The sequence below is a fragment of the Chitinophaga flava genome (assembly GCF_003308995.1).
In the GTDB taxonomy this organism is placed as follows: Bacteria; Bacteroidota; Bacteroidia; order Chitinophagales; family Chitinophagaceae; genus Chitinophaga; species Chitinophaga flava.
Map to the genome: position 1 here is coordinate 1,181,454 of NZ_QFFJ01000001.1, position 25,048 is coordinate 1,206,501.

The 25,048-nt window shown below is 48.4% G+C and carries 17 protein-coding genes; 14 read left to right on the top strand and 3 right to left on the bottom strand.

The window, feature by feature from the left end:
- Positions 1–3 precede the first annotated feature (3 nt).
- From DF182_RS04590 to DF182_RS04610, 5 genes are all read left to right on the top strand, one after another.
- Positions 4–1,290, top strand: a complete 1,287-nt coding sequence (locus DF182_RS04590) for a hypothetical protein (RefSeq protein WP_113614488.1) — start codon at positions 4–6, stop codon at positions 1,288–1,290.
- 5 nt (positions 1,291–1,295) lie between these two features.
- The gene (gene secG, locus DF182_RS04595; protein WP_113614489.1) at positions 1,296–1,676 is read left to right on the top strand and encodes a preprotein translocase subunit SecG; all 381 of its coding nucleotides are present in this window, start codon (positions 1,296–1,298) and stop codon (positions 1,674–1,676) included.
- A gap of 73 nt (positions 1,677–1,749) precedes the next feature.
- A complete protein-coding gene (gene mltG / locus DF182_RS04600) occupies positions 1,750–2,793 on the top strand; it encodes an endolytic transglycosylase MltG (RefSeq protein ID WP_113614490.1) in 1,044 nt (347 codons plus the stop codon).
- A gap of 99 nt (positions 2,794–2,892) precedes the next feature.
- The gene (locus DF182_RS04605) at positions 2,893–3,855 is read left to right on the top strand and encodes a YihY/virulence factor BrkB family protein (protein ID WP_147243346.1); all 963 of its coding nucleotides are present in this window, start codon (positions 2,893–2,895) and stop codon (positions 3,853–3,855) included.
- Positions 3,856–3,988: 133 nt separating this feature from the next.
- Positions 3,989–4,594: a redoxin family protein gene (locus DF182_RS04610; protein ID WP_245957371.1), complete on the top strand. Its 606-nt coding sequence runs from the start codon at positions 3,989–3,991 to the stop codon at positions 4,592–4,594.
- 154 nt (positions 4,595–4,748) lie between these two features.
- Here DF182_RS04610 and DF182_RS04615 read toward each other — a convergent pair whose 3' ends face one another.
- The gene (locus DF182_RS04615; protein ID WP_113614492.1) at positions 4,749–7,280 is read right to left on the bottom strand and encodes a M14 metallopeptidase family protein; all 2,532 of its coding nucleotides are present in this window, start codon (positions 7,278–7,280) and stop codon (positions 4,749–4,751) included.
- 67 nt (positions 7,281–7,347) lie between these two features.
- Between DF182_RS04615 and ggt the strand changes: the two genes are divergently transcribed.
- From ggt to DF182_RS04645, 6 genes are all read left to right on the top strand, one after another.
- On the top strand, positions 7,348–9,054 hold the full coding sequence (gene ggt, locus DF182_RS04620) for a gamma-glutamyltransferase (protein ID WP_245957372.1): 1,707 nt from the start codon (positions 7,348–7,350) through the stop codon (positions 9,052–9,054).
- A gap of 27 nt (positions 9,055–9,081) precedes the next feature.
- Positions 9,082–9,603: a DUF1572 family protein gene (locus DF182_RS04625; RefSeq protein ID WP_113614494.1), complete on the top strand. Its 522-nt coding sequence runs from the start codon at positions 9,082–9,084 to the stop codon at positions 9,601–9,603.
- A 5-nt stretch (positions 9,604–9,608) separates the two neighbouring features.
- Positions 9,609–10,031 (top strand): hypothetical protein, encoded by a 423-nt coding sequence (locus tag DF182_RS04630; RefSeq protein WP_113614495.1) that lies wholly within the window; start codon positions 9,609–9,611, stop codon positions 10,029–10,031.
- Positions 10,032–10,037: 6 nt separating this feature from the next.
- Complete coding sequence (locus DF182_RS04635; RefSeq protein WP_113614496.1) at positions 10,038–11,093, top strand: aminotransferase class I/II-fold pyridoxal phosphate-dependent enzyme; 1,056 nt, start codon at positions 10,038–10,040, stop codon at positions 11,091–11,093.
- An 18-nt stretch (positions 11,094–11,111) separates the two neighbouring features.
- Positions 11,112–11,984: a TraB/GumN family protein gene (locus tag DF182_RS04640; RefSeq protein ID WP_113614497.1), complete on the top strand. Its 873-nt coding sequence runs from the start codon at positions 11,112–11,114 to the stop codon at positions 11,982–11,984.
- 124 nt (positions 11,985–12,108) lie between these two features.
- Positions 12,109–16,866, top strand: coding sequence for a translocation/assembly module TamB domain-containing protein (locus DF182_RS04645; RefSeq protein WP_113614498.1), 4,758 nt, complete (start codon positions 12,109–12,111; stop codon positions 16,864–16,866).
- 252 nt (positions 16,867–17,118) lie between these two features.
- Here the strand turns inward: DF182_RS04645 and DF182_RS04650 are convergent, their stop codons facing one another.
- Positions 17,119–18,327, bottom strand: coding sequence for a bifunctional 3,4-dihydroxy-2-butanone-4-phosphate synthase/GTP cyclohydrolase II (locus DF182_RS04650; RefSeq protein WP_113614499.1), 1,209 nt, complete (start codon positions 18,325–18,327; stop codon positions 17,119–17,121).
- Between the two features lie 435 nt (positions 18,328–18,762).
- Between DF182_RS04650 and DF182_RS04655 the strand changes: the two genes are divergently transcribed.
- Both DF182_RS04655 and DF182_RS04660 read left to right on the top strand, forming a co-directional pair.
- Positions 18,763–22,005 (top strand): TonB-dependent receptor, encoded by a 3,243-nt coding sequence (locus DF182_RS04655; RefSeq protein ID WP_161964052.1) that lies wholly within the window; start codon positions 18,763–18,765, stop codon positions 22,003–22,005.
- Positions 22,006–22,107: 102 nt separating this feature from the next.
- On the top strand, positions 22,108–23,547 hold the full coding sequence (locus DF182_RS04660; RefSeq protein WP_113614501.1) for an OmpA family protein: 1,440 nt from the start codon (positions 22,108–22,110) through the stop codon (positions 23,545–23,547).
- Here the strand turns inward: DF182_RS04660 and DF182_RS04665 are convergent.
- Positions 23,516–24,283, bottom strand: coding sequence for an alpha/beta hydrolase (locus DF182_RS04665; protein ID WP_113614502.1), 768 nt, complete (start codon positions 24,281–24,283; stop codon positions 23,516–23,518). The genes DF182_RS04660 and DF182_RS04665 overlap by 32 nt on opposite strands.
- A gap of 57 nt (positions 24,284–24,340) precedes the next feature.
- Between DF182_RS04665 and DF182_RS04670 the strand changes: the two genes are divergently transcribed.
- On the top strand, positions 24,341–25,048 hold the full coding sequence (locus DF182_RS04670) for an esterase family protein (RefSeq protein ID WP_113614503.1): 708 nt from the start codon (positions 24,341–24,343) through the stop codon (positions 25,046–25,048).

Here is a 25,048-nt window from a genome sequence, read left to right on the forward strand (position 1 = left end):
ATCATGATCGCAAACTCCATCATCGCGCATATCTATTTGCAGCCCGGCCTGCAACAGGTAGATGTTGCAGCCATGGAAAAACTGGTGGCGGAATACCCTTATTTCGCTGCAGCCAGGCTGTTGCTCGCCAGAAAGGTGTATCTCCAGCACAGTAACCTCCATGAAACGGCTGTCAAAAAGGCCATGTTGTACAGCGGTCAGCCTCATCATTTTTATCATATCGTAACGCACGAACCCATACTGGAACAGGTAGAAGAGCGAATAGCACCCGTTATCCCGGAAGACAGCTTACCAGAGACACCTGTTGATACAGCTCCTCAGGAGCCCCAGGAAGAAGAAACGAAAGAACCGGTTGTTCCTGTCTCCCAACCCGAAGAACTCATTACCACAGCTCCATTACCGGAACTGGAAGAAGTGGAAGAAAGAATAGCACCCGTTATTCCTGATGACACTCTACCAGAGGGCCGGGAAGAGGAAGAAACGGTCATTCCGGTTATTCCGGACGAAACCGTACCATCTACCCAGCCCGAGGAACCTATTACCACGGCACCATTGCCTGAACTGGGAGAAGTGGAAGAAAGGATAGCACCCGTTATCCCGGACGACACTTTACCGGAGGATTCTGCTGCAGGATCAGACGAAACCGCTGCTACAGGAGATGATACAGACCGGGTGCTGGCTGAAGCGGAAGCAATATTACAACGGGATACTACCGTTACCGCTGACATGCTGGCAGTACCGGAAACACCCCATCACACAACGGCCACTCCGGAGCATACAGACAATCATACCGATACCACGGAAGGGGCACTGCCGATCAAAATATTCCCTTTGGAGATGCCGGCAGAAGAAACAACTCTTACCTTCCAACCTTTATATACGGATGATTACTTCGCCTATAAACGGCTGAAAGACCCGCAACTGGCAGATGAGCTTAGTGAACAGGGCGAAGCAGAAATGAAAAGCTTCACCTCCTGGCTGCGGCAGATAAAAGATAACTTCACCGGCAGGTCCAGCAAAGACTGGTTCAACCAGCAGCTGCACCGCCTCTATGAGGAAACCGAAGAACCGGAAATTTCTGAAACAGTGGAGAAAATGGCGATGAACTCCATTACTTTCAACCATGATATCGTGTCGGAAACACTGGCTGAAATCTGGGTACGCCAACACCAATATCAGCAAGCCATCAGGATTTATCAAAAATTAAGTTTGCTTAATCCCGACAAAAACGCTTATTTTGCGCAGAAGATACAAGAACTAAAATCTCTAATAGATAAAAGTAAACAGTAATATTTATGTTAATCATTTTTGGTATCCTGATCATATTAGCCTGTGTGCTGCTGGGCTTTTTCGTGCTGATCCAGAACCCTAAAGGAGGCGGTTTGTCCGGTTCTTTTGGAGGTATTGGCAATCAGGTGATCGGGGTGCGTCAGACTACTGACGTTTTGGAAAAAGGTACCTGGATTCTCGCTACAATCATTGCGGTGCTGTGTCTGACAGCTCCTTTCTTTATCGGGAAAACTTCCAAAGTATCTAACAGTGCTCCTACTGCTGTTGAAAGAGCAGGTGGTGGCCAGCCTATCGCTCCGGCCCAAACCGCTCCGCTGCCAACTACGCCGTCCAACAACACACCGGCACCGGCTCCAGCACCGGCACCTACCACTCCAGGCAAATAATCTTAATGCTGAATAATATTTCATTAAACCTCGCCGTTAAAAGCGAGGTTTTTTTAATAATTACAGGTCACGAATGGCAAAAAAGAGAAAACCTACCAACGTATGGCTTAAACGCAGCCTGTTAATAGCTGGCTGTCTGCTCGCCGGCATCCTTGTATACATATCCTACCGTGTATTCGGCCCTAATACCAAAGCCTTCGGCGATTCCAAATATTTCTACGTACGCACCGGCAGCACCTACCGCGATGTGCTCGACGGACTGGAAGATCAGGGAATTGTACGCAACCGCAACAGCTTTGACTGGGTGGCAAAAGAACTGGGATATCCTTCCCGCGTAAAAGCAGGCCGCTATAAAATCAGCCATGGTATGAGCAACTTTACCATCGCGAAAATGCTCCGTTCCGGCAAACAATCCCCCGTAACACTCGTCATCAATAAACTGCGCACCAAGGATGATCTGATCAAAAAAGTCAGTACCAGCCTGGAAGCCGATTCCAATGCGCTCCGCGCCCTGCTCAACGACCAGGTATATCTCCGCCAGTTCAATCTTGACACCAATAGCGCCATGTGCGCCGTTGTGCCCAATACATACGAATTTTACTGGAACACCAACGCAGAAACCGTCTTCAAAAAACTGGAAAAAGAAAGAGAAGAGTTCTGGACAGAAGCCCGTAAAAACAAAGCCAGCGCCCTTGGCCTGACTCCCGTACAGGTAACCGTGCTCGCCTCTATTGTAGATGAAGAATCCAATAAAGCCGATGAAAAACCACTGATTGCCAGCGTATACCTCAACCGCTTCCGCAAAGGCATGCGCCTGCAGGCAGATCCAACGGTGAAATTCGCCCTCCAGGACTTCGGCTTGAAAAGAATACGCGAAGGACATACTCAGTACGATTCTCCGTATAACACTTACCGTTATAACGGTCTGCCACCCGGCCCTATCTGTACGCCCATGAAAAAAACAATGGACGCAGTATTAAATACGCCGGAAACAGATTATTTGTACTTTTGCGCCAGATCCGACTTCTCGGGCTACCATGCTTTTGCTGCTACCTATGCGGAACACCTGATAAATGCAAAAAAATATCAGGCTGAGCTGAATAAAAGAGGCTTCTAAAAGTATGAAACATAATTTTTGATTTTTTGATTTTGGGATTTAGTGAACATCTTCCCAAAATTTCAAAATGAAAAAATCAAAAATCAAAAAATCGAAATATTGGCCTTCAAACCCGAAAACATCATCTTTCGCTCACGCCCCTACCGCTGGTTGGTAAACAGGAGTAAAACCCTCTTCCTTCCAGGGTTTGAAGGGATGCCCCTATATGATGTACTCAAATATTTCGTGCAAGAGACCAAGGCCAGAGGACTGGGAGACAGGGCCAGAGCTATCTCCTTCAACTTCCTGCTGGCCATTCCTCCTTTTTTTATCTTCCTGTTTACCCTGGTACCTTATGTGCCGGTAAAAAACATAGAGCCTACCCTCTATGACCTGGCTCAGGACCTGACGCCCAACTACAACACCTACATGATCGTCCGGGAGATGATCCACGACTTTCTCTATACGCATCGTAATGGCTTGCTGTCAGTCGCTTTCCTTATGGGCTTCTTCTATTCATCCAATGGTGTGATGGGCATACTCCGCTCTTTTTCCAAAATCCAGAACGCCGGCTTCCGCAAACGGAAATGGTGGCAGAACCGCCTCATCGCTCTCCAGCTCACTGTCATTCTGGTAGTGCTCCTGCTGGTGACAGTAGCGCTGATCATCGCACAAGGTGCCACAATGCGCTGGCTTTTCAATCTGATAGGCGTTCAGAATGCATCCCTGCTCCGCCTGATCGATATTGCCCGCTGGGTGCTGATTATCATGCTGTTTTACTCCATCAACGCCGTATTATACCGGATCGGCGCTGCCACCACCAAAAAATGGAAGTTCATCACCGCCGGCGCCGCCGTGGCCACTACCTGCATGATACTCGTCACCATCGGCTTTTCCTGGTTTGTGAACAACTTCGGCAACTACAACAAAATCTATGGCTCTATCGGTACGATCCTTATCCTCATGCTCTGGATCTTCTTCAACTCCTTCATCCTCCTCGTTGGCTTCGAACTAAATGCCAGCATTCATGCCCTGAGTGATGCCAGGCATGAACAAAAAGCTGATAAACAGCTGGTTAACTAATAACCTTTCCTGAACCAAGGAATTTTTTATTTTATACTTTTTTATTATATCTTTCTGTTGATTTACCGTGCGCCCCGCCAGTAAATTACTGTCGCATTTTTTATATTTATTCTGGACACGAAATCCATAAACTATGATGAAGTCCGCTCTCTACCTGACCTGTACATTCCTGCTTGCCTCCTTCTGTCCAATAAGGGAAGGCCAGCTTGAACCAGGCGCCCCTTTACCTAAACCTGAAAATAAATGGATGGATGTTTCCGGAAAAGAGATTTCCCTGAACAGTGTAAAAGGAGCCAACGGGCTCCTGGTAATCTTTGGGGCCAACCGCTGTCCCTATATGCTGCGCAATCAGGACCGCCTGCGCAACATCTGTTCCTTCGCCCATAACAACAATATCGGCGTGGTAATGGTCAACTCCAACGAAGCTAACCGTGCAGAGGAAGAATCTTTGACTTCCATGAAAGCCTATGCCTCCACACAGTCTTTTCAATGCTTTTATATCCTGGATAAAAACGCCGAACTGGCCGATGCCTTCGACGCCAACCATACACCCGAGTGTTATTTGTTCGATAAAAAAAATCACCTCGTTTATAAAGGTGCCATCGACGATAGTCCTGGCAATGCAGAAACGGTCAAAGTACAGTTGCTGCACAATGCCATTTCAGAAACCGCCGCCGGTAAATCGGTTACCGTCAGCACTTCCAATAGTTTGGGATGTAATATCAAGAGAAACCGCTGATGCTCCTGATAAGCGGAGATTGAAGCGAAGATTAGGATTGATATAAAATTTATAAAGATTGATAAAAGCGAAGAACGCATGGATAGTATCCATGCGTTCTTCGCTTTTATATTTGTTACTTTTTGAGTCTTCGCCTATATCTTATTCATCAACGTTACTGATTAACAAGAAACACTGCATTACTAAACATCAGCTTACCATTTTCCCAGAAGCTGCGGAATAACAGATTATCAGCCAGGATAACAAGAGAGCCGTTACCAATTTCCTTCACACCGAAGAGCAGACCATCTTTCAGTCGGCTGCGGGTATCTGTTCCCACAAAACCACTGAGGTAGTTATCTTTCTTTAATACGCCAACATTCCAGCCGTTGTTGTCCATGAACTCATACAGATAGTTGTCCTGTTTCAGCGTATAATAAGTATCGGTATAACCAAAGGCCAGTGGATGGGTAGTATCCAGTTGCACTTTATAAATAGCACCCGGGATAAACTGTTTCACACTTTCCCTTTCGCGGTTAGCATATGGTTTCAGCACATCATAAGTGTATTCTGATGGCATCCTGTTTTTGTCCTTTTCCTCTTCTCCCTTCTCTTTCTTTTGTTTGATGCCCCACTCAGCTTCCGCGATCTGCGCTACGGCACTTTCTACGGCGATCAGCTTTCCTCCTTTACTGATCCACTCTTTCATGCGTTCGGCAGCAGGTTTGTCTGTAAACATTTTGTATTCGCCGTCCGGGAGAATGAGTACATCCACCTGGTCCCAGCTGACAGTGTTCAGATTTCGTTCATTCACTACCGTTATAGGGTAGTTCAGCTGTTGCTCAAAGAAATGCCATATCTCTCCTGCACCCAGGGAAGAAACGTTGTCGCCGGTTACCAGCATTACCCTGGGAGGTTTGATATACCTGATTTTGTCGGAGCCGAAATCCATGCCTTTGTCTACGAAGCCCGTAGCTACGGCGTCGAGCGTGATCTTGTATTTGTCTGCCTGTGTGGTTACAAAGCTGTCGAACAGCAGACCTCCGTTATTATTGCCGGTACGGGTAATAACGAGCGTGCCGGCAGGGAAAGTTTTGCCACCGGAAGTAAACGGTGTTTCTGCAAAACGTACTTTCAGCCCTTGCTTAAGCAGGGAAGCCAGGAATTTCACATCCCGAACGCTGTTCCACTGAGCCAGGTAAGCATAAGGGTGCTGAGCTGCCAGCGGAGCGTTTTGTGGTGTTACAGGCGCGTCTGCTGCAGGTGTAAGCGGTTGTTTCACCGCATAGGAAGTAAGACCGTAGGCATATGGCAGCGCCCATGCCGTGATATCATAAGTAACGGAATCAGACAGATGAGAGGTAGGTTCAAAGAGCACTCTCAACATATTGGAACGTGGCTGGTAAGCGTTGATCACCAGGTCTTCCTTCGTGATGGAGAAAGCTTCGGTTTTACCGGTGAAATAGTTAAATCCTGTACCAGAGGCGATGTTAGCGCTAAAACCAAAGGCGATATTGTTTCTACGTAACAGATCTGCCAGCAGGTTCAGTTTTTCAGGATTGCCGGAAGCTTTGATCACATATGACTTATAGCCACCCTGCGGATCTTTTTTAGCGGTATCAAAATATTTCACATACTCTTTCAGAATCCGGTCGGCCTGTTGGGAAGCAACTTCAATAGTAGACATTCCTGTGGTGAAATGGTGTGCGATACGATCGGTAAGGGTAAGCGTGTCACCATCCCGTTTCAGTACTGCCACACCCGCTCTGCCGCTGCCACCTTGTTCGTAGGTCATACCGATAGCACCATTATACATGGGATAAGTATCACCATAGCTAGGATAAAAGAGGTCGAAACGTTCTTTGGTAAAATACAACCAGCCTTCCTGGTCAAAATATTTTGCGTTGTTTTTTCCGATCATCACCTGTACTTCCCGCTGCCAGGGAGTGATGGCATCGTGGAAAGGTTCTGCTGCGGGAGCGAAGTAATAAGGCGCTTCAATTTCCTGTTCGTGAAAATCGACATGCAGCTGTGGCATCCATTGGTTGTATTTTGCTACACGTTGCTGTGATTCACGTTGTGTTTGCCAGGCCCAGTCACGGTTAAGATCGAAGTAATAGTGGTTGGGTCTTCCTCCGGGCCAGGGTTCGTTATGTTCGCGGGAGTAGCGGTTGACGTCTGGTTGCAGACTGCGTACGGCGTTGTAAAAGTTAACATACCGTTCGCGTCCGTCGGGGTTCAGGCAGGGATCGATGATCACGACGGTATTTTTAAGCCACTGCTGCGTTTGTGCATTTCCGTTATTAACCAGTTCATAGAGTGTTTTCATAGCTGCTTCTGTAGACACGGCTTCATTACCATGTACATTATAGCTCAGCCACACAATCACGGGCTGGTCGCTGCCGGCATTGCCTTTTGCATAAGACATGTCCAGGCTGTGCTGACGTATTTCATCGAGTCGGCTGAAATTAGCCGGGGAAGCGACGGTAGCGGTGATCAGGGGTCTTCCTTCATAAGTGGTCCCGTACTGCTCCACCTTCACATTCTTTGCGGTTGCAGCTACCTGTCTGAAATAATCCAGCACGCGGTAATGCGGGGTAAACTGTGTCCCCAGCGGATAACCAAGAAACTGTTCGGGGGTAGGTACCTGGGCGCTGACAGAGATAAAGCCAAGCAGTAACAATGCCAGAAGTAAGTGTTGGCGCATAGCAACTAATAGTTTACTACGTAAGATAGGGATTGTTTTCTTAATTTACACGCAAACACCAAGTACCATGCGATTGATGATCCTGCTGGGTATGGCTGTGGGCAGTGTTATGGCTGCCCATGCGCAGTCACCGGTTAACCAGCTCCGGCCTTATGACTATCAGATAGAGAAGAATATTACAGTACCGCATGGTGCGGTAGTATCTGCCCATCCCCTGGCCAGCCAGGTAGGTGCGATGATACTGCAGCAGGGTGGTAATGCCGTAGATGCGGCCATCGCCACACAGCTGGCATTGGCGGTAGTATACCCCGGCGCAGGCAACCTGGGCGGCGGTGGTTTTATGGTCGCTCACCTGACCAGTGGCAAACAGATAGCGCTCGACTACCGGGAGACAGCCCCTGCTAAAGCCAGCCGCGACATGTATCTCGACAGCGCGGGTAATGCCATCACCCAGCTGAGCCTCGACGGCCACCTGGCCGCCGGCGTGCCCGGAACCATAGCAGGCCTCTTTGCCGCCATGAAATACGCCAGACTACCGTTTTCCAAACTAATAGACCCGGCCATCCGCCTGGCAGGCCAGGGTTTCGTCATCAGCGCCAGCGAAGCGGTCAACCTCAATGCCAGCAAAGCAGATTTTCAACGGCTTAATACCGCCCCTACCGCCTTCGTAAAAGATCAACCCTGGAAAGCAGGTGATACCCTCATTCAGAAAGACCTGGCCCATACCCTCATGCTTATACGAAAAAATGGCGCCGCCGGCTTCTATGAAGGAGAAACCGCCGCCAATATCGTAGCCGAAATGCAGCGAGGCCACGGCATCATGACCCTCGCCGACCTTAAAAACTATAAGGCCCGCGAACGGCAGGCACTATCTTTTAACTATAAAGGCTATACGATACTTACCATGCCCCTCCCCTCCAGCGGAGGCATCTGCCTCCAGCAAATGATGGGCATGATAGAAAACTATCCCGTAGCTAAATGGGGCTTTCACTCCCCTCAGGCTGTACAACTGATGATAGAAGTGGAAAGAAGAGCTTATGCCGACCGTGCACAATACCTCGGTGATCCCGACTTCGTAAAGGTACCGGTGGCCAGGCTTACCAATAAAAAATACCTGGCCTCCCGGATGCAGGACTTCATACCCATGAAGGCCGGCAACAGCACCACCACTCAGGCCGGTGTATTCCCCGAAAGCGAGGAAACCACCCACCTCAGCATCATCGATGCCGAAGGTAATGCGGTGGCTGTCACCACCACCCTTAACGGGCATTACGGCAGCAGGACCGTAGTGGGTAAAGCCGGCTTCCTCCTCAACAACGAAATGGACGACTTCAGTGTAAAACCCGGCGTACCCAATATGTACGGCCTGGTAGGCACGGAAGCCAATGCCATCGCGCCCGGCAAACGCATGCTCAGCAGCATGACGCCGACCATTGTACTGCAACAGAAACAAGCGCTGTATGCCCTCGGCACACCCGGCGGCTCCACCATCATCACCTCCGTATTCCAGACACTTATGAATACGCTGGAGTTTGGCCTCTCCCCAGCCGATGCCGTTAATATGCCCAAGTTCCACCACCAGTGGCTACCCGATGAAGTGAAAGTGGAAAATGATTTTCCCGACAGCACCATCACTGCCCTTCAGAACATGGGTTATAAAGTAGTGAAACGGAGTCCTATAGGCCGAAGCGAAATCATTAAAAGAAAGCCGGGCACCCGCATGCTCGACGCCGCCGGCGATAAACGCGGTGATGACAGCGCAGCAGGATATTAATCTTCCCTCTATCAAAAATTTAAATACATGTCACTCTATCTCGACAGCATACAACAACGGTTCCGCACTTATTATGACATGGGAACCAAAACCATCGAACGACTGGATAACACACAGCTACATTGGCAACCACAGGGAGAGCCTAACAGTATAGCCCTCCTCGTAAAACACCTGCGTGGCAATATGCTCTCTCGCTGGACTGACTTCCTGACTACCGACGGAGAAAAACCCGGCCGCCACCGTGACCAGGAATTTGAAGATGATCAGGCATCCACAGAAGCGGTGCTTCAACGCTGGAAAGAAGGCTGGGACTGCCTGCTGAAGGCCGTTGACGGGTTAAAAGAAGAAGACCTTGGTAAAACAATATATATCCGAACAGAACCTCATACCGTGCTGGATGCAGTAAACCGCCAGCTGGGACATGTTGCCTACCACGTTGGTCAAATGGTATTCCTCGGCAAAATGATCCTGGGAGAAAACTGGCAAAGCCTGTCTATCCCCAAAGGGCAGTCAGAAGCATTCAACAAACAAAAATCCGGGAATAAATAAGATATATGAAACTACGTACTATCCTTACCGTTATTGTGCTGACAAGTATACTGTTTGCCTGTAATACCGGCAGGACCAACGAACTGCTGATACACAAGAAATGGCGGGTGTATGATGTGAAAGTACCCAAAGGCGACCCGTACAACAATACACAGATCATCCAGGCCAAAGATTTGAAAGATGGCTATTATAGCGATGTGTACTATCAGTTCCTGGATAACAACGTTTTTGTGGCCACTATCGCAGGCAAGCCGGATTCCGGCAAATATTTCCTGCTCAGCAATGGCAAGGTTATTTCCGTGACTGCCTCTAATGGCTCCCGTACCGCGGAAAACCTCGTCACCGTGGAAAAGCTCGACGAAAGCCACTTTGATATGAAAGTGCTGTCAGGGGATTACCACTTTATACTATGCACCCGAAAAGAATAACTACCTATGTTAATACACACCGATACCACACCGGGAAGAACCGTCACTGTTGACAACCGCAGTTGCCTGTTCTTCTCGGGCTTCTCTTACCTTGGATTACATCAGCACCCTGTTTTCAAAACAGCCCTCACCGAAGGAATCAACCGCTATGGTACACTCTTTCCCTCTTCCAGAGTAGGCAATGTACGCCTGTCGCTCTTTGAGGAAATGGAACATGCTCTATGCACTCACCTGGAACAACAGGCCGCCGTTGTGTTATCTTCCGGCTATATGGCCGCACAGGCAGCCATACACTATGCGGCCACCCGCGGGCAGCTCTGTTATGCTCCGGGTGCTCATCCGGCTCTGTGGTACGGCACTCCGCAGCTGCCTCCTACCAACCGGGAAGAATGGGAGCAACATACCATCGCTACCGTCAACAGCCAGCATGACCATCAATATGTGATTGTAACTGATGCACTGAATCCGATCACCGGCGAACGGTACCGGTTCGACTGGCTGCGGCAGCTGCAGCGTAAAGTGCTGGTGCTGATAGACGATTCCCATGGCATCGGCATCCTTGGCCCCAGAGGACAGGGCACCATTCATTCCCTGCCTGGCACCGACTATGTCCAATATCTCATCACGGCCTCTCTGGCCAAAGCCTACAGTATTGAAGGCGGCGTGATTGCCGGCAGTGCCGCTGACATCGCCGCATTAAAAAGAACCGGTTTCTTTACTGGCAGCACCTCCATGATGCCCGCCAGTGCGCACACATGGCTGCAGACAGCGCCGCTTATGCAACAACAGCGCCATCTCCTGGAACAGAATATCGCTTTCTTCCTTCATCTCTCTGCTAATACAACCATCCATAATCCACATGGGCTGCCTATGTTCATACTGCCTCAGCCGGACGATCAGCCACCTTTACTAAACTATCTGGCTGAGAGAGATGTTATCATTTCCAGTTTCCCTTACCCGTTCCCTCAAAGCAGGCCGGTCAACAGGGCAATCATATCCGCCCTGCATACCCAGCAGGATATCATAACCCTTTACCAGTTCCTCAAAGAATATGGTTATTAACATAAAAACGGTTACCACATGTTACGCATCATCCGAACAATTAGCCCCCTGATTCTGGTATTGATATTCCAGATGAACGGTCATGCCCAAGGCAAATCATTACTCTGGAAAGTATCCGGCAAAGGCCTTACTGCCCCCTCCTATCTTTTTGGCACCGTCCACATGATCTGTAAAAATGAACTGTCATTTGCACCTGCCGTAACCACCGCATTGAAGAGTTCCAAAGCCATGTGTATGGAGATAGACCTGATGAACAACGACGATCATAATAAACTGATGGCGATGATCATGCATACAGATGCTACCTATTCCCTTCGGCGACTGTTTGATTCCACTGACTATGCAACCCTGAACCGCTATTTCATGGATTCCCTGCAGTTCAATCTGGCCAGCCTGGACAAAGCCAAACCTTTTATGCTCACCACCCTGCTGCTGGCTAGACAAATCCCCTGCAACGAACAGGATATTGCCTCCCCGGATCGTGAACTGGCGGCAATGGCCACAGACCAGAAAAAACCTATCGCCACACTCGAGACAATGGAGTCTCAGATGGCGTTGTTCGATAGTATCCCTGATACCGCGGAAGCAGCCATGATCATGCATATCATCAGAGATATCAAAGCAAACGATAAAGAAGCGCGTGAGATGATGAACATCTGGAAACAGCAGGACCTTGACAAACTTTACCAGCTCGTAATAAAGGCTCCGGACCTGAAAAACTACCAGAACCTGATGCTTTTTCAGCGCAATGCAGCCTGGGTACCACAGATAGAACAGCTGATGAAAAAAGGCTCCCTCTTTGTAGCTGTAGGCGCCGCCCACCTCGCGGGAGACAAAGGATTGATATCACTGCTTCGCAAGCAAGGATATAAAGTGGAAGCTGTCAATTAATATACAGGGATTTCATTTCCTGCAAAACGAGCAACCAGGAATTCCCTAATAGTTATTATTTTTGCCGGATAAACGTTGCTGCCTGAAAAAAGTTCGGAAAATACTAACTATTATATTTTTGTGTTTGTTAGGCCTGATCGTTTTGGTGGGAGTACTGGTGAATATCCCTGCTGTACAGAATATGCTTGTACATGAGGTTACCGACCGGTTGTCCCATCAACTCAAAACACGTGTCGAGATAAACCGCGTCACGCTGCGGCTGTTCAACAGCCTGCAGCTGGAAGGGGCACTCATCGAAGATCAGCACAAAGACACCCTCCTGTACGCGGGTAAATTACAAGTGCGCATCACCGACTGGTTCTTTTTTCAAGACAAACCAGTACTCAAGTTTATTGGGTTGGAAAACGCGCAGGTCAACCTGCTGCGGCCACGCAACGACTCTGTCTGGAACTATCAGTTCCTGGTAGATGCACTCTCCGGCCCTACCAGTCCGCCCCCTTCCAAAAAAACCTCCCAGGGCATTTCCCTCGACCTAAAAAAAATCGATCTCCGAAATATCCGTCTTAATCAGATTGATGCCTGGGTGGGAGAAGATATGCGCGGTTATGCCAAACGCATCTTCCTCGATGCTAAAAACCTTGACCTTCAGAAACATAATATCGATATACAGGAGCTGCTGCTCGACCAGCCCTCCTTTATCGTAAGCAACTATTCCTCCTCTCCGCTCCGGCACAAACGGCCACACACCACAACTCCAGCTGATACTGCCACCTCCCACGAACTACGCTGGAACAACGCCAACTGGAAGCTGCTGATCAAGGAACTTAATATCAAAAACGGCTTGCTGGGCGTAGACCTCCCCGATGATACCGCGAAAGTAGAAGAAGGGTATTTTGCTCCCAACCATATCCGCTTCGGAGAGATCAACCTCTCCCTCACCAATACCAGCCTGATAAAAGACAGTATCATCGGCGACCTGACCCTCAGCACGAAAGAACGTTGCGGGTTTGAAGTAAAAAAACTCACCAGCCGCTTCAAAATGTCGCCCGTGGAAATGGAGTTCTCCCGGCTGGACCTGCAAACAAACCGTAGCCATATCGGCGACTACTATACCATGCAGTATTCAGACATCAACGATATGAATAACTATATCGATGATGTATTTATGCAGGCCCGCTTTAAAAACTGTAAACTGTCTTCCGACGATATCGCTTTTTTTGCGCCCCCCTTATCTTCCTGGAAAAAAGAAATCACCCTTACCGGAAAGGCAAGAGGCCCTGTCAGCAATCTGAAAGCCTCTGAGATAGAACTCGAAGCCGGCGCCACCACACGCCTCAAAGGTAGTCTGGAAATGCGCGGCCTTCCCAATATTTACGAAACCTTCATCGATTTCCATACTGATGAACTGGTGACCACCGGCGCCGATGTAATGCTGATCATGCCCATCGTAAAAGAAGTGAATACCATCAGAATGGACCGCCTCAGCTCCATCCGCTTCCAGGGCAGCTATACCGGCTTTATCAACGACTTCGTGGCCTATGGCCAGTTCCAGACCAATCTCGGCCAGCTCAGCTCCGACCTGAACTTCAAAACCAGCCGTGATGTGCCCGTATATTCCGGTAGCCTCACCGCCACCAATTTTAATATCGGCTCCCTCTTTAATAACGATAACCTGTCTACTATCTCCCTGAATGCTAAAGTAAATGGGGCCGGCTTTAACTTCAAAACACTGAAGGCCAGTGTAGACGCGGATGTACAAGCCATCAGCCTCTTTGGCTACACTTACAGGAATATCAAAACCAATGGTGAGATGAGCCGCAAATTCTTCAACGGTTCACTTACTGCCAACGATCCCAATCTGGATATGGACTTCGCCGGGACCATCGATTTTAACGAAGCCCTGCCCTTATTCCATTTCCATTCCGACATCCGTAAAGGCGACCTGAAAGCACTTCATCTCACAGAAGATACCATCACCCTGCAAGCCAAACTGGACCTGAACTTCGCCGGCAGCAACATCGACAACTTCGATGGTACCGCCCGCATGCACGAAGTATCTGTATTCAAAGATGGTAAACGCCTGGAATTCGACTCCCTTACCATAGCTACCCATATGCAGGATAATATGAAGGTGCTCAGCCTCGAAGGCAGTGAGGTAAGCGGATATGTAAAAGGCTCCTACAAACTGATGGAACTGCCCGACGCCTTCCAGTTGTTGCTCTATAAATATTATCCCAGCTACTTCCTGCCTCCCGTTAATCCGGCCATCCAGGAAGACTTCAGCTTCTCTTTCCAGTTCGGGGAAGTGGAGAAACTACTGAAAGGCTTTACCAACAAGTTCTCCGGCTTCGATAATTCCACCGTACAGGGTGCACTCAATACCATGAACGGTGGTAACCTGGCTCTCAACATCAATGTACCCGAAGCCTCCTACCTGCACTATCATATACAGGACCTCCAGGTAAAAGGCGATGGTAATTTCAACAAAGTGAATATCAGCACCAGCATCGGCAAGGTATTGTCCGGTACCAATGTGATGCTGCAAAACCCGCTGATACTGGCCAGCTCCGGGCATGACACCTCCTTTATCAAAGTAGACCTGCAGGCACAGGATACCTCCTCCCTCGATGGCTTTTATGCCAGGGTGGTCACAGTACAACAGGGCGTGAAGATCAGTTTCCTCAACAGCGCCTTCACCGTCAATGAGCGGCAATGGAATGTGACTCCCGGCAACGAAATATACTGGAGCAAAGACTTTCTTACTGTAAAGAACCTCCGTGTTACACGCAACGACCAAAGTATTACCGTTGAGACCAACGAATTTAATCCGGACGAATCCAGATTTATCGTAACGCTCAAAAACCTGAACCTGCCCGATGTGATCCCGTCACAGCTGATCACCACCCGTATAGAAGGTATTACCGACGGCACCATTCATATCACCGATCCCACACAGGACCTGGACATCAGCGCCTCCCTGCGTACCCGGGAACTGCGTATAGACAATGATTCCATCGGTGTGGTGAATGTAGACGGCACCTACCTTCACAGGACCGGCCTCGCTACTTTCCTGGTGAGATCAGATAATGAAGGCAAAAACTTTCTGGCCCAGGGTAAAGTAGGCTTATCCAAAAGCAATAAGGATATCGATGCCTTCGTCAACCTGAACAGTATGTCCATCAACCTGGTCAGCAAATACCTGGCAGGTTATGTTTCAGACCTGACAGGCGCCGTTACCGGTAAAGTCAATATATCGGGCACCACCGATCTGCCATCAGTAAAAGGAAATCTGAAACTCGACACGGTGGCAGTAACAGTTGATTATCTCGGTACCCGCTACCGGATACCCAAGCTTAACGTCAATATAGATGATAACCTGATTGAGTTCGGCAACTTCACCATTATCGACAAGTATAACACCAAAGGCACCGCCAGCGGCTATATCAGTCATGATCATTTTGATAAGCTGAACTTCGACTTCGATGTCACCGGCAAGAACTTCCTGTTCCTCAACACTACATCAGCCGACAATGACCTATTTTATGGGGATGTGCTGGCGGATGGAAAAGTGTATTTCTCAGGTCCCATCAATGATATGCAGATGCATATCCTGGCCAGACCAGTGAAGGGCACCCATTTTTATCTCCCGATGTCCGACAGTAAGGACATTGGTAAGTATGACTATATCACTTTCAAGACTTACGGAACAGAGATAAAAGAAAACAAAAGGAAAAAAGATAATACTAAGCTCACGGTAAAACTGGACATCGCTGCCAATCCGGATGCCCAGATAGATGTGATCCTGGATGCCACCACCGGCGATATCATTTCTGCCAACGGAACCGGCAACCTTCAGATCATTGCCAATACCGAAGGGGATTTCAGTATGTTCGGCAACTACGAGATTAACAACGGGTCTTATAACTTCACCTTCCAAAGGCTTACCAGCTGGAAGTTTGACATAGAGAAAAACAGCTCCATCACCTGGAATGGTGATCCACAGGAAGCCAAGGTAAATATCACTGCCAAATATTCCCTGCCGAAGGTTAGTCTTTACAATCTGCTGGGACAGGCTGCCACCGTGGTTTCCAACGATAAGCTGGCCACCCGTACCGAAAAGGTGGATGTATTGATCAATCTCCGTGGTGCACTGATGAAACCCGATATCTCCTATGCCATCGAACTGCCGGAAGTGGGTAGCCTCTCCTATGAAAGTGGTGTGGCCGCCAAACTCAAGGAGATCAACAATGATCAGAACAAGGCGTTGTTGCAGGTATATGGTCTGTTGCTGTTTAACCAGTTCCTGCCCGACGATGCCACTACCAATGCCGCAGCCAACGTTGGTATCACCGGTAAAAACAGTGTGGGACAGGCTCTTTCCGCACAGGCTTCCGCTATCCTCAACAATATTACCGGCGCCCTGCTAAAAGGCAGTGGTATTGGTGTTAACGTCAACTACCGCGCCTACAATGTGGGGGGGCCCAGTGCCAACGCCGACAACTCTTCCGTAGACCGTAACCAGGTGAGTGCGGGTATTACCAGTACACTGTTTAACAACCGTTTCCGTCTTTATGCCGGCGGCGATTACGACTGGGGTAAATCATCCACTTCCGCCAATGCCAACCGCTTTGCGGGCGACTTCCGGATAGAATACCTGCTGACACCAGACGGCCGTTTCCGTATCAACGCTTTCAGCAAATCGGACTACGATGTATATAACCTCAACAACCGTACGAAATCAGGTGTAGGCATCTCTTACGTGCGGGAGTTCAACCGGTTCAATGAGCTTTTCCGTCATCGCCGCCCCCGTACACCACTGCTGGACTCACTTCGTAAAGCAGCTGCTACCAAACCCAAAGAAGACTCCACTGAATCAAAATAAAAATCCCAGGGCTGAAGCCCTGGGCTAATATTGTTTTGGCTTACTTCGGAGCTTTCAATCTATCGATGAAGCCGAGCCAATGTTGTTTTTAACTTTAGTTTGAAGAGACCTATTAATCCATGGCTTTTTTACTGAAGCCCCTGACAAATGTTGTTTTTAACAACAATACCCCCAATACAAATACATCTAAAATATTTGCACTCCGGTATTAAAGACCAACGTCTTCTGCTAAAACAATTGTAGCCCAGGACTTTAGTCCTGGGTTCTAAGGATTTCGTGGCCAAGTTTGTCTCTTTTAGTGCGCAGGTAGTTTTCGTTGTGCGGGTTCGGGTGTATTTCGATGGGCACATTTTCCACTACTTCGAGGCCATAGCCGCTGAGGCCGGCCCTTTTGCGCGGATTGTTGGTGATGAGACGAAGTTTGGTAATATCAAGATGACGAAGGATTTGTGCACCTACGCCGTAATCACGTTCATCCATTTTAAAGCCGAGTTCGATGTTGGCTTCTACGGTATCGAGGCCTTCTTCCTGGAGTTTATAGGCTTTCAGTTTGTTCATGAGACCGATACCACGGCCTTCCTGGTTCATATAAAGAATGAGGCCTTTTCCTTCTTTCTCCACCATTTGCATGGCAGCGTGCAGTTGTTCTCCACAATCGCAGCGCAGGGAGTGCAGGATATCGCCTGTTACACAGGAGGAGTGAACACGTACCAGTACGGGTTCATCTTTGGTCCATTCTCCTTTTTTGAGGGCCATATGGATCTCGCCGGAATTCACCTGTTTGAAGGCGATGAGTTCGAAGTTGCCGTATTTGGTAGGCATTTGAACTCTTACACCTTCTTCGATGAGTGTTTCGGTGCTGAGGAGGTAGGCGATAAGGTCTTGTATGGAAATAAGTTTCAGGTCGAATTTATTGGCGATTTCCCGCAGCTGGGGCAGGCGGGCCATGGAGCCATCTTCATTCATGATTTCCACCAGTACGCCGGCTGGTTCGAAGCCTGCGAGGCGGGCCAGGTCGATGGTGGCTTCCGTATGTCCTGCACGGCGTAATACGCCGCCGGTTTTAGCTTTCAGCGGGAAGATATGTCCGGGTTTGCCCAGTTCTTCCGACCAGGTGTTCGGATCGATGAGCGCTTGTACCGTTTTGGCCCTGTCGTGGGCGGAAATACCGGTGGTACAGCCATGACCGAGCAGGTCTACTGATACGGTGAAAGGTGTTTGGTGAAGAGCGGTGTTATCACGGACCATCAGTTCCAGGCCCAGTTCTTCACAGCGTTCTTCGGCAAGCGGTGCACATATAAGGCCACGGCCGTGTGTGCTCATAAAGTTGATGATCTCCGGCGTAACGTTGCGAGCTGCTGTAATAAAGTCGCCTTCATTTTCGCGGTCTTCATCATCTACTACGATTACCAGTTTGCCGTTTTTTATATCTTCTATTGCTGCTTCTATTTTATCTAACATATATTATCCCTCCGGGTCAAATGTTGAATTGCGCAAAGTTACGACTTATACATGGTAAATGACGAAGGAAGTATTTGGGGCTAAATACAGACAATAAACTGGCGGGTTGATTATTATGCAGTTAGATTTTAACAAATAAAAAAATATGCCAATAACTTGACTTTGTAACAATCAGGCTTTCATAAGGTTTAGGACTGAACTTGTCACACTGTTATGCATTAGCATTATCCCACATTTGAAGATTAATAATTTTTCTCCATTTTCTTGAATAAACACATTGCAATTATTGGCATACCCCATAAGATTTCTAAAAAAATTATCAAGGTTTATAGATCCTTACTACTTAACAATTTGTTAATCTTATTGTTAATTTGGCGTTAAAATTTAACCAAAGTTTTTTGGCACCTTTGCGCCATGAAACAAACTTCTCTAATCATGGGATTTAGAAAATTACTTTTTACATTATCCTTATTACTCACAACGATCTTGACCTATGCACAGGTAACGACCAGTAGCATGATCGGTGTTGTAACTGATGCTAAAGGCGAAGGCCTGATCGGTGCAACAGTAAAAGCTATTCACACGCCCTCCGGTACTGTTTACGGAACTACTACCCGTAATGGTGGCGAATTCACCCTTCCGAACATGCGTGTGGGCGGCCCTTACAAAGTGGAAGTGTCTTTTATCAGCTATGGCACCGAAACCTACACCAACATCTTCCTTCAGCTGGGTACTCCGCAAAGATTGAGTGTAAAACTGACTGAAGGCACTACCAGCCTGAAAGAAGTAAGTATTACTGCTACTAAAAACGTAGCTCAGGGTAATGGTGGTACTGCGCTGAATATCGGCCGTAGTCAAATTGACAATATCCCTACTGTTAACAGAAGTGTTCAGGATTTCGTTAAACTGAGCCCTCAGGCAAACGTTTCTGTAAGAGGTAGCGATGGTGCTCCGCTGGGTATCTCCTTCGGTGGCCAGAGCAACAAATACAACCAGTTTGCTGTGGATGGTGCCAATGCCAACGACGTGTTTGGTTTGTCTGCTTCCGGTACCAACGGTGGCCAGGCTGGTGCAAATCCAATCTCCATCGAAACTATCGATCAGTTACAGATCGTTTTAAACCCGTATGATGTTAAGCAGAGTGGCTTTACAGGTGGTGGTATTAACGCCATTACCAAATCCGGTACCAACGATTTCCACGGTTCCGCTTACTTCTTCCTGCAGAACAAAGGCATGGTAGGTAAATCTCCCGACACTGCCCATACTAAATATGGTGATTTCAGCAGCAAAGTATATGGTCTCAGCATTGGTGGCCCGATCATCAAAAACAAACTGTTCTTCTATGCCAACGCGGAAAGAACTACCAGAAACAACCCGGTTGACTTCAACCCTGGCGCTGGTGCAAATACCGTAACTGTAGACGAACTGAGCAGAATCTACAACTTCGTTAAAAACAAATATGGTGTAGACCTGGGCGGCTTTACCGACCAGACCCGCGAAAAATCCGCTACCACCCTCTTTGGTCGTATCGACTGGAACATCAATAGTGTTCACAAACTGACCATCCGTCACAACTACCTGGACGCGAACGATCAGAACACCAGCCGTGGTCCAAGTACTGCTGCTTTCTTCAATAACTATTACTCCTTCCCTTCCAAAAGCAATTCCAGCGTTGTTGAGTTGAACTCCAACTTCTCCAACAAACTGAGCAACGAGCTGAGGGTAGGTTACAATAACGTAAAAGACAGAAGATCTTACCTGGGACAGCCTTTCCCAACCGTTGTTATCAACGATAACGGCCGTGTGATCAACCTGGGTAGTGAATTCTCTTCCACTGCCAACGCACTGGACCAGAGCATCTGGACTTTCACCGATAACCTGACCATGTACAAAGGCAAACACACCATCACTGTAGGTGCTAACGCTGAACTGTACAAAATCAAAAACACCTTTATCCAGGGCGCCTTCGGTTCCTACACCTACGATTCCATCAATGGATTCCTGAATGGTCTGAAACCAAGACAATACCAGATCAACTACACCACTGCCGACTCTACCCTCAGAGAAGGTATCGGTTTCAAAGCTGCTCAGATCGGCTTCTACGCACAGGACGAATGGAATATCCGCAGAAACTTTACCCTGACTGCAGGTGTAAGAGTTGACTTCCCGATCTTCCCAACTACTCCTCCTGATAACGTTGCCTTTAATAAAGATCCTAACTTCGCAGGATACCCTACTACCAATATTCCTAAATCAAGATTACTGGTGGCTCCCCGTGTTGGCTTCAACTGGGACGTGACCAGCGATGGTAAAACCATCATCCGTGGTGGTGCAGGTATCTTCACCGGTCGTGTTCCGTTCGTGTGGATCTCCAACCAGTACAACACTTCCGGTAACGTTTACACCAATATCTCCCTGGCCAACGCTGCTGTTCCAAACGGTCTTACTTTCCAGTTCGATCCAAACAGTCCGTTCTACGGTCAGTACTCAGCTACCATGCTGGCAAATATGGGTGCTAACGTAACTCCTAAAGGTTCCAACATTAACCTGACTGATAAGAACTTCAAATTCCCGCAGATGTTCAAAACAAACCTGGCAGTTGAAAGACAATTACCATGGGGCATGAAAGCGGTGATTGAAGGTAACTTTACCAAAACCCTCAACAATGCCGTTTGGAACAACCTGAACATCATTCCTACCGGCGACAGCGTTGCACTGGGTGGTGGTTTAAAACGTCCGACCTTCAAACAAAAAACCGGTGCATGGGGTAACCAGATCCTGCTGCTGCAGAACACCAGCGAAGGTTATGCCTATAACATCTCCGGTGAGTTGACCAAAGTAACCAACAACGGTCTCTTCATGAAAGTTGGTTATTCCTATGGCGATTCTTACTCTCTGACTGACGGTACTTCTTCTACTGCCGGTTCCAACTGGAGATTCAATCCTAACGTTAACGGCCTGAACAACCTGGACGTTGCCCGCTCTAACTACAGCATGGGCCACCGTGTACTGGCTGTTGTCGCTAAAACCTTCAAATACGGTAAAGAAAAGAACTTCGCTACTACTGTCAGCCTGTTCTACAACGGTCAGTCCGGTACTCCTTACACATGGGTATACTTCAACACTGTTGATCCTACCGGTGATGACCTGGTTTCCAGCGGTAACAACGACCTGATCTACATTCCTACTGCTACTGAAGTTTCAGCGATGAAGTTTGACCTGATCAAACAAACCAACGCTGCTGGTGCCGTAACTTACCAGCGTACAGAAGCTCAGCAGAGAGAAGATCTGGAACGTCTGATCAGCAACGACAGCTACCTGAGCAAACACCGCGGTGAAAACGCTAAGAAAAACGCTAGCCGCACTCCGTTTGAACACGTATTCGACTTCAAACTGGCACAGGTACTGCCTATCTGGAAAAATCACAAAGTTGAAATTACCTTCGATATCCTGAACGTAGGTAACCTGCTGAACAGCGATTGGGGCAGAACTTACTTCATCACTAACCAGGTGGCTACACCACTCACCTACAGGAAATTTGATGCCGCTACCGGTACTTCTACTTTCCAATATGACGCCAGAAGGGTTGTAAACGGTGACGGTAAAGAAACTCCTTACTTCATCAACAACTTCACTTCCCGTTGGAGAGGTCAGCTGGGTGTTCGTTACAGCTTCTAATACAACAATCTGATTTTATACAAGAAGGCTGACCAAATGGTCAGCCTTCTTCTTTTACAATAAATCCTTTCCCCTGCCCGTTTATAGCGAAACTGTCCTCCTTTGCGCCCTGTTTCCTATATCCACGTACTCCTGCTGCTGTTGCTCACAGCCAGTGTTACTGCACAAAATATCGTTCCTAATCCCGGTTTTCAGGATGTAAACATCTGTACAGAATATCATGCTCCCTGCGCTCCCAGCGGCTGGCAGGCCGTAGCGCCCCATATCAGCAAACTGATATACAAAGATGATAACCGGCAGCGTTTTATCATGCTCACCATGCAGAGCCGTATCAATCCCGCTCTGCGCACCTATTGCCAGACACAGCTGCTCTGTTCCCTGAAAAAAGGAGCTTCCTATAAGATCCGGCTTTTTACCATGAGCAACAAAGACCAGCCCCCGTTCACGGATATACGTTTTGATACCGCTCTCATCTACCGTAACTCCACCAATTGCCTGGATATCCCGCCAGACCTGCAATTGAGAAAGGCAGACGTAGCTGGCTCCAATGAAAACTGGACCATCCTGGAAAAAACCTTCATCGCCGGCAAAGATGCCAGTTGTATCATCATCGGCAACTTTAACAAACAATCCCCTCCCATAAAAGATGAACATTACCTTTATCTGGACAGTATTACCATCACGCCACTGGACGGAAAAATGTGTCCGGATGCAGACACGGTAAGAAAAGCATTGTATGCTTTTCACAAAAGACATTCTATTTATGTTGATATTCCCGGAGATGGCCTCCACTTCCTGCCACCACAGTCCGTTTTCCAGCGTAGTGGCCGATGCGATACCCTCCTGCTCAAAAACGACTTCTTTCTTCCCCAGAGCCGGAACATCAATCCTATCTACCAGGAGCAGCTGCGCAAAACCATGAAAGTGGACCGTGACCAGGTACACAACAAAATTTTCCTGACCGGCTATGCCCATCTCTCTCCCAATAAAAAGTATAATGAAATCATCGCCACCGACAGAGCGAATGAAGTGGCCAGGTATTTTGTATATAATGAAGGATTTAGTTTTGACGATTTTGTCATTACTGGTAAGGATGGATATTCCCCTGATGGGGATACCACAGAACTGGTGATGATGGTAAGCTGCCAGCCGGCACCAGAGATAACCCCACCGGTTATACGAACAGACACCCTCCTCATCCCCGACCTGCTTTTCCGCTTCAACAGCAGTGAGCTCAATGTGCGGCAGCATGTTTCACTGGACAGTCTCGTTAACCGGATACCTTCCGGAGATAGTGTAACCATCACCGTTACCGGCCATACAGATGATGCCGGTACCAGTGAATACAACCAGGAGCTTTCTTTACGCAGGGCTACTACCGTTGCTGATTATATCCGCTCCAGGAAGCCCGGGGCGCACATTACACAGATCATTGGCATGGGCGAGTCTATGCCGGTGTCTGACAATCTGTATGCAGAAGGGAGAAGAAAAAACAGAAGGGTGGAAATCGTCATCTTTTATCCACCTGAACGGCGGCCGTAAAAAAGGGCAGGCGAAGGAAAATATCCAGGGCCAGCTGCCAGGTAGCCATATCATGCCGCCCACCCGGGATTTCCAGGTAGTGGATATCTTCTGGTACGCGGTATCCTTTTTTGATCAATTCCAATATCAGATCCCGGGTATCATCAATGCTATCGATGATACCATTGTGGTTGCGGTCGGCGGTTTCGTCGTTGGTGCCGCATTCAAAAAAGAATTGCAGTCCCGGACGGTAGTTACTTTCCCGGACACGGCGGTGCATGATGCGGTCATGTTCATCGCTGTAACCCTCGCCCAGAGGCTGGTCGCGCCACCATAGTGCGCCGGAAAACACGCCTGCCAGTGAAAACAGTTGCGGGTGCTGCCATACAATGTCCAGTGCAGACAGTCCTCCAAGCGAAAAGCCGGCAAATGCCCGCCTGGCTTCTGATAGTCCGGGATACTGTTTTTGCAGGAAGGGCAACAGCTCTTCTACCACAAAATCACTATAGGCCGACGCCATACTACCCAGTCCCTGATAATCCGGGATACCGGCCACTCCATACTCCTGCCGCCGAATAGGGCCGGCATGTATGCCTACTGCACAAAGGCCTTCCGGGAAAACAGCCGGCCAGGCAGTCAGGTCCTGTCCGTCATTCATCAGCAATAATACACGAGGAGATGATCCCTTGTAATACACGTCCAGCAATATGTCCCGCTGTAAGGCGGCCGCATGGACCGTCAGATGATCGATTTGCATTTCAACAATTTACCAATAAACCAATAATCTTCTTTAAATTTAACTAAACACTTTCCCGTGACAGAAAACTACTATAAATGGCATTCTCCCAACCTGGGAAAGGAATTTGAGATGCTGGTATTCGGTGACAGCGGATATCCGTTACTACTCTTCCCTACTTCCATGGGCCGCTACTATGAAAGCAAAGACCGTGGCCTGATTGATGCTATCCGCTGGTTTATCGATGAAGGCCGGGTAAAAGTATACTGCCCCGACAGTATCGATGCCAGCAGCTGGTACAATAAGAACATTCCTCCCGCCTATCGTGCGTATAATCATACCTGTTATGATAAATTACTGATGGAGGAAATTCTGCCCCGTATGGAAGCAGAAACAGGTAAACAACGTATTGTGGCCGCCGGCTGCAGTTTTGGTGGCTACCATGCCGCCAACTTCGCCTTCCGGCACCCCGCCAGCGTGTCGTACCTCTTCAGCCTCAGCGGCATCTTCGATATCAAACCCCGTATGGACGGCTATTACGATGACCAGGTGTATTTCAACAACCCGGCCGACTTTATGCCCAACAACCAAGACGCTGACCTATGGCGCATGGGCATCGTATTGGGCACCGCAGAAACAGATGTCACCCGCCCGCACAACGAACATTTCTCCCGGATACTGGCCGCCAAAAACATCACCCACTGGCTGGACATCAGGCCCCACGCCATGCACGACTGGCCCGTATGGCGGGAAATGCTGCCGCACTATCTATCACTCATCAAGTAA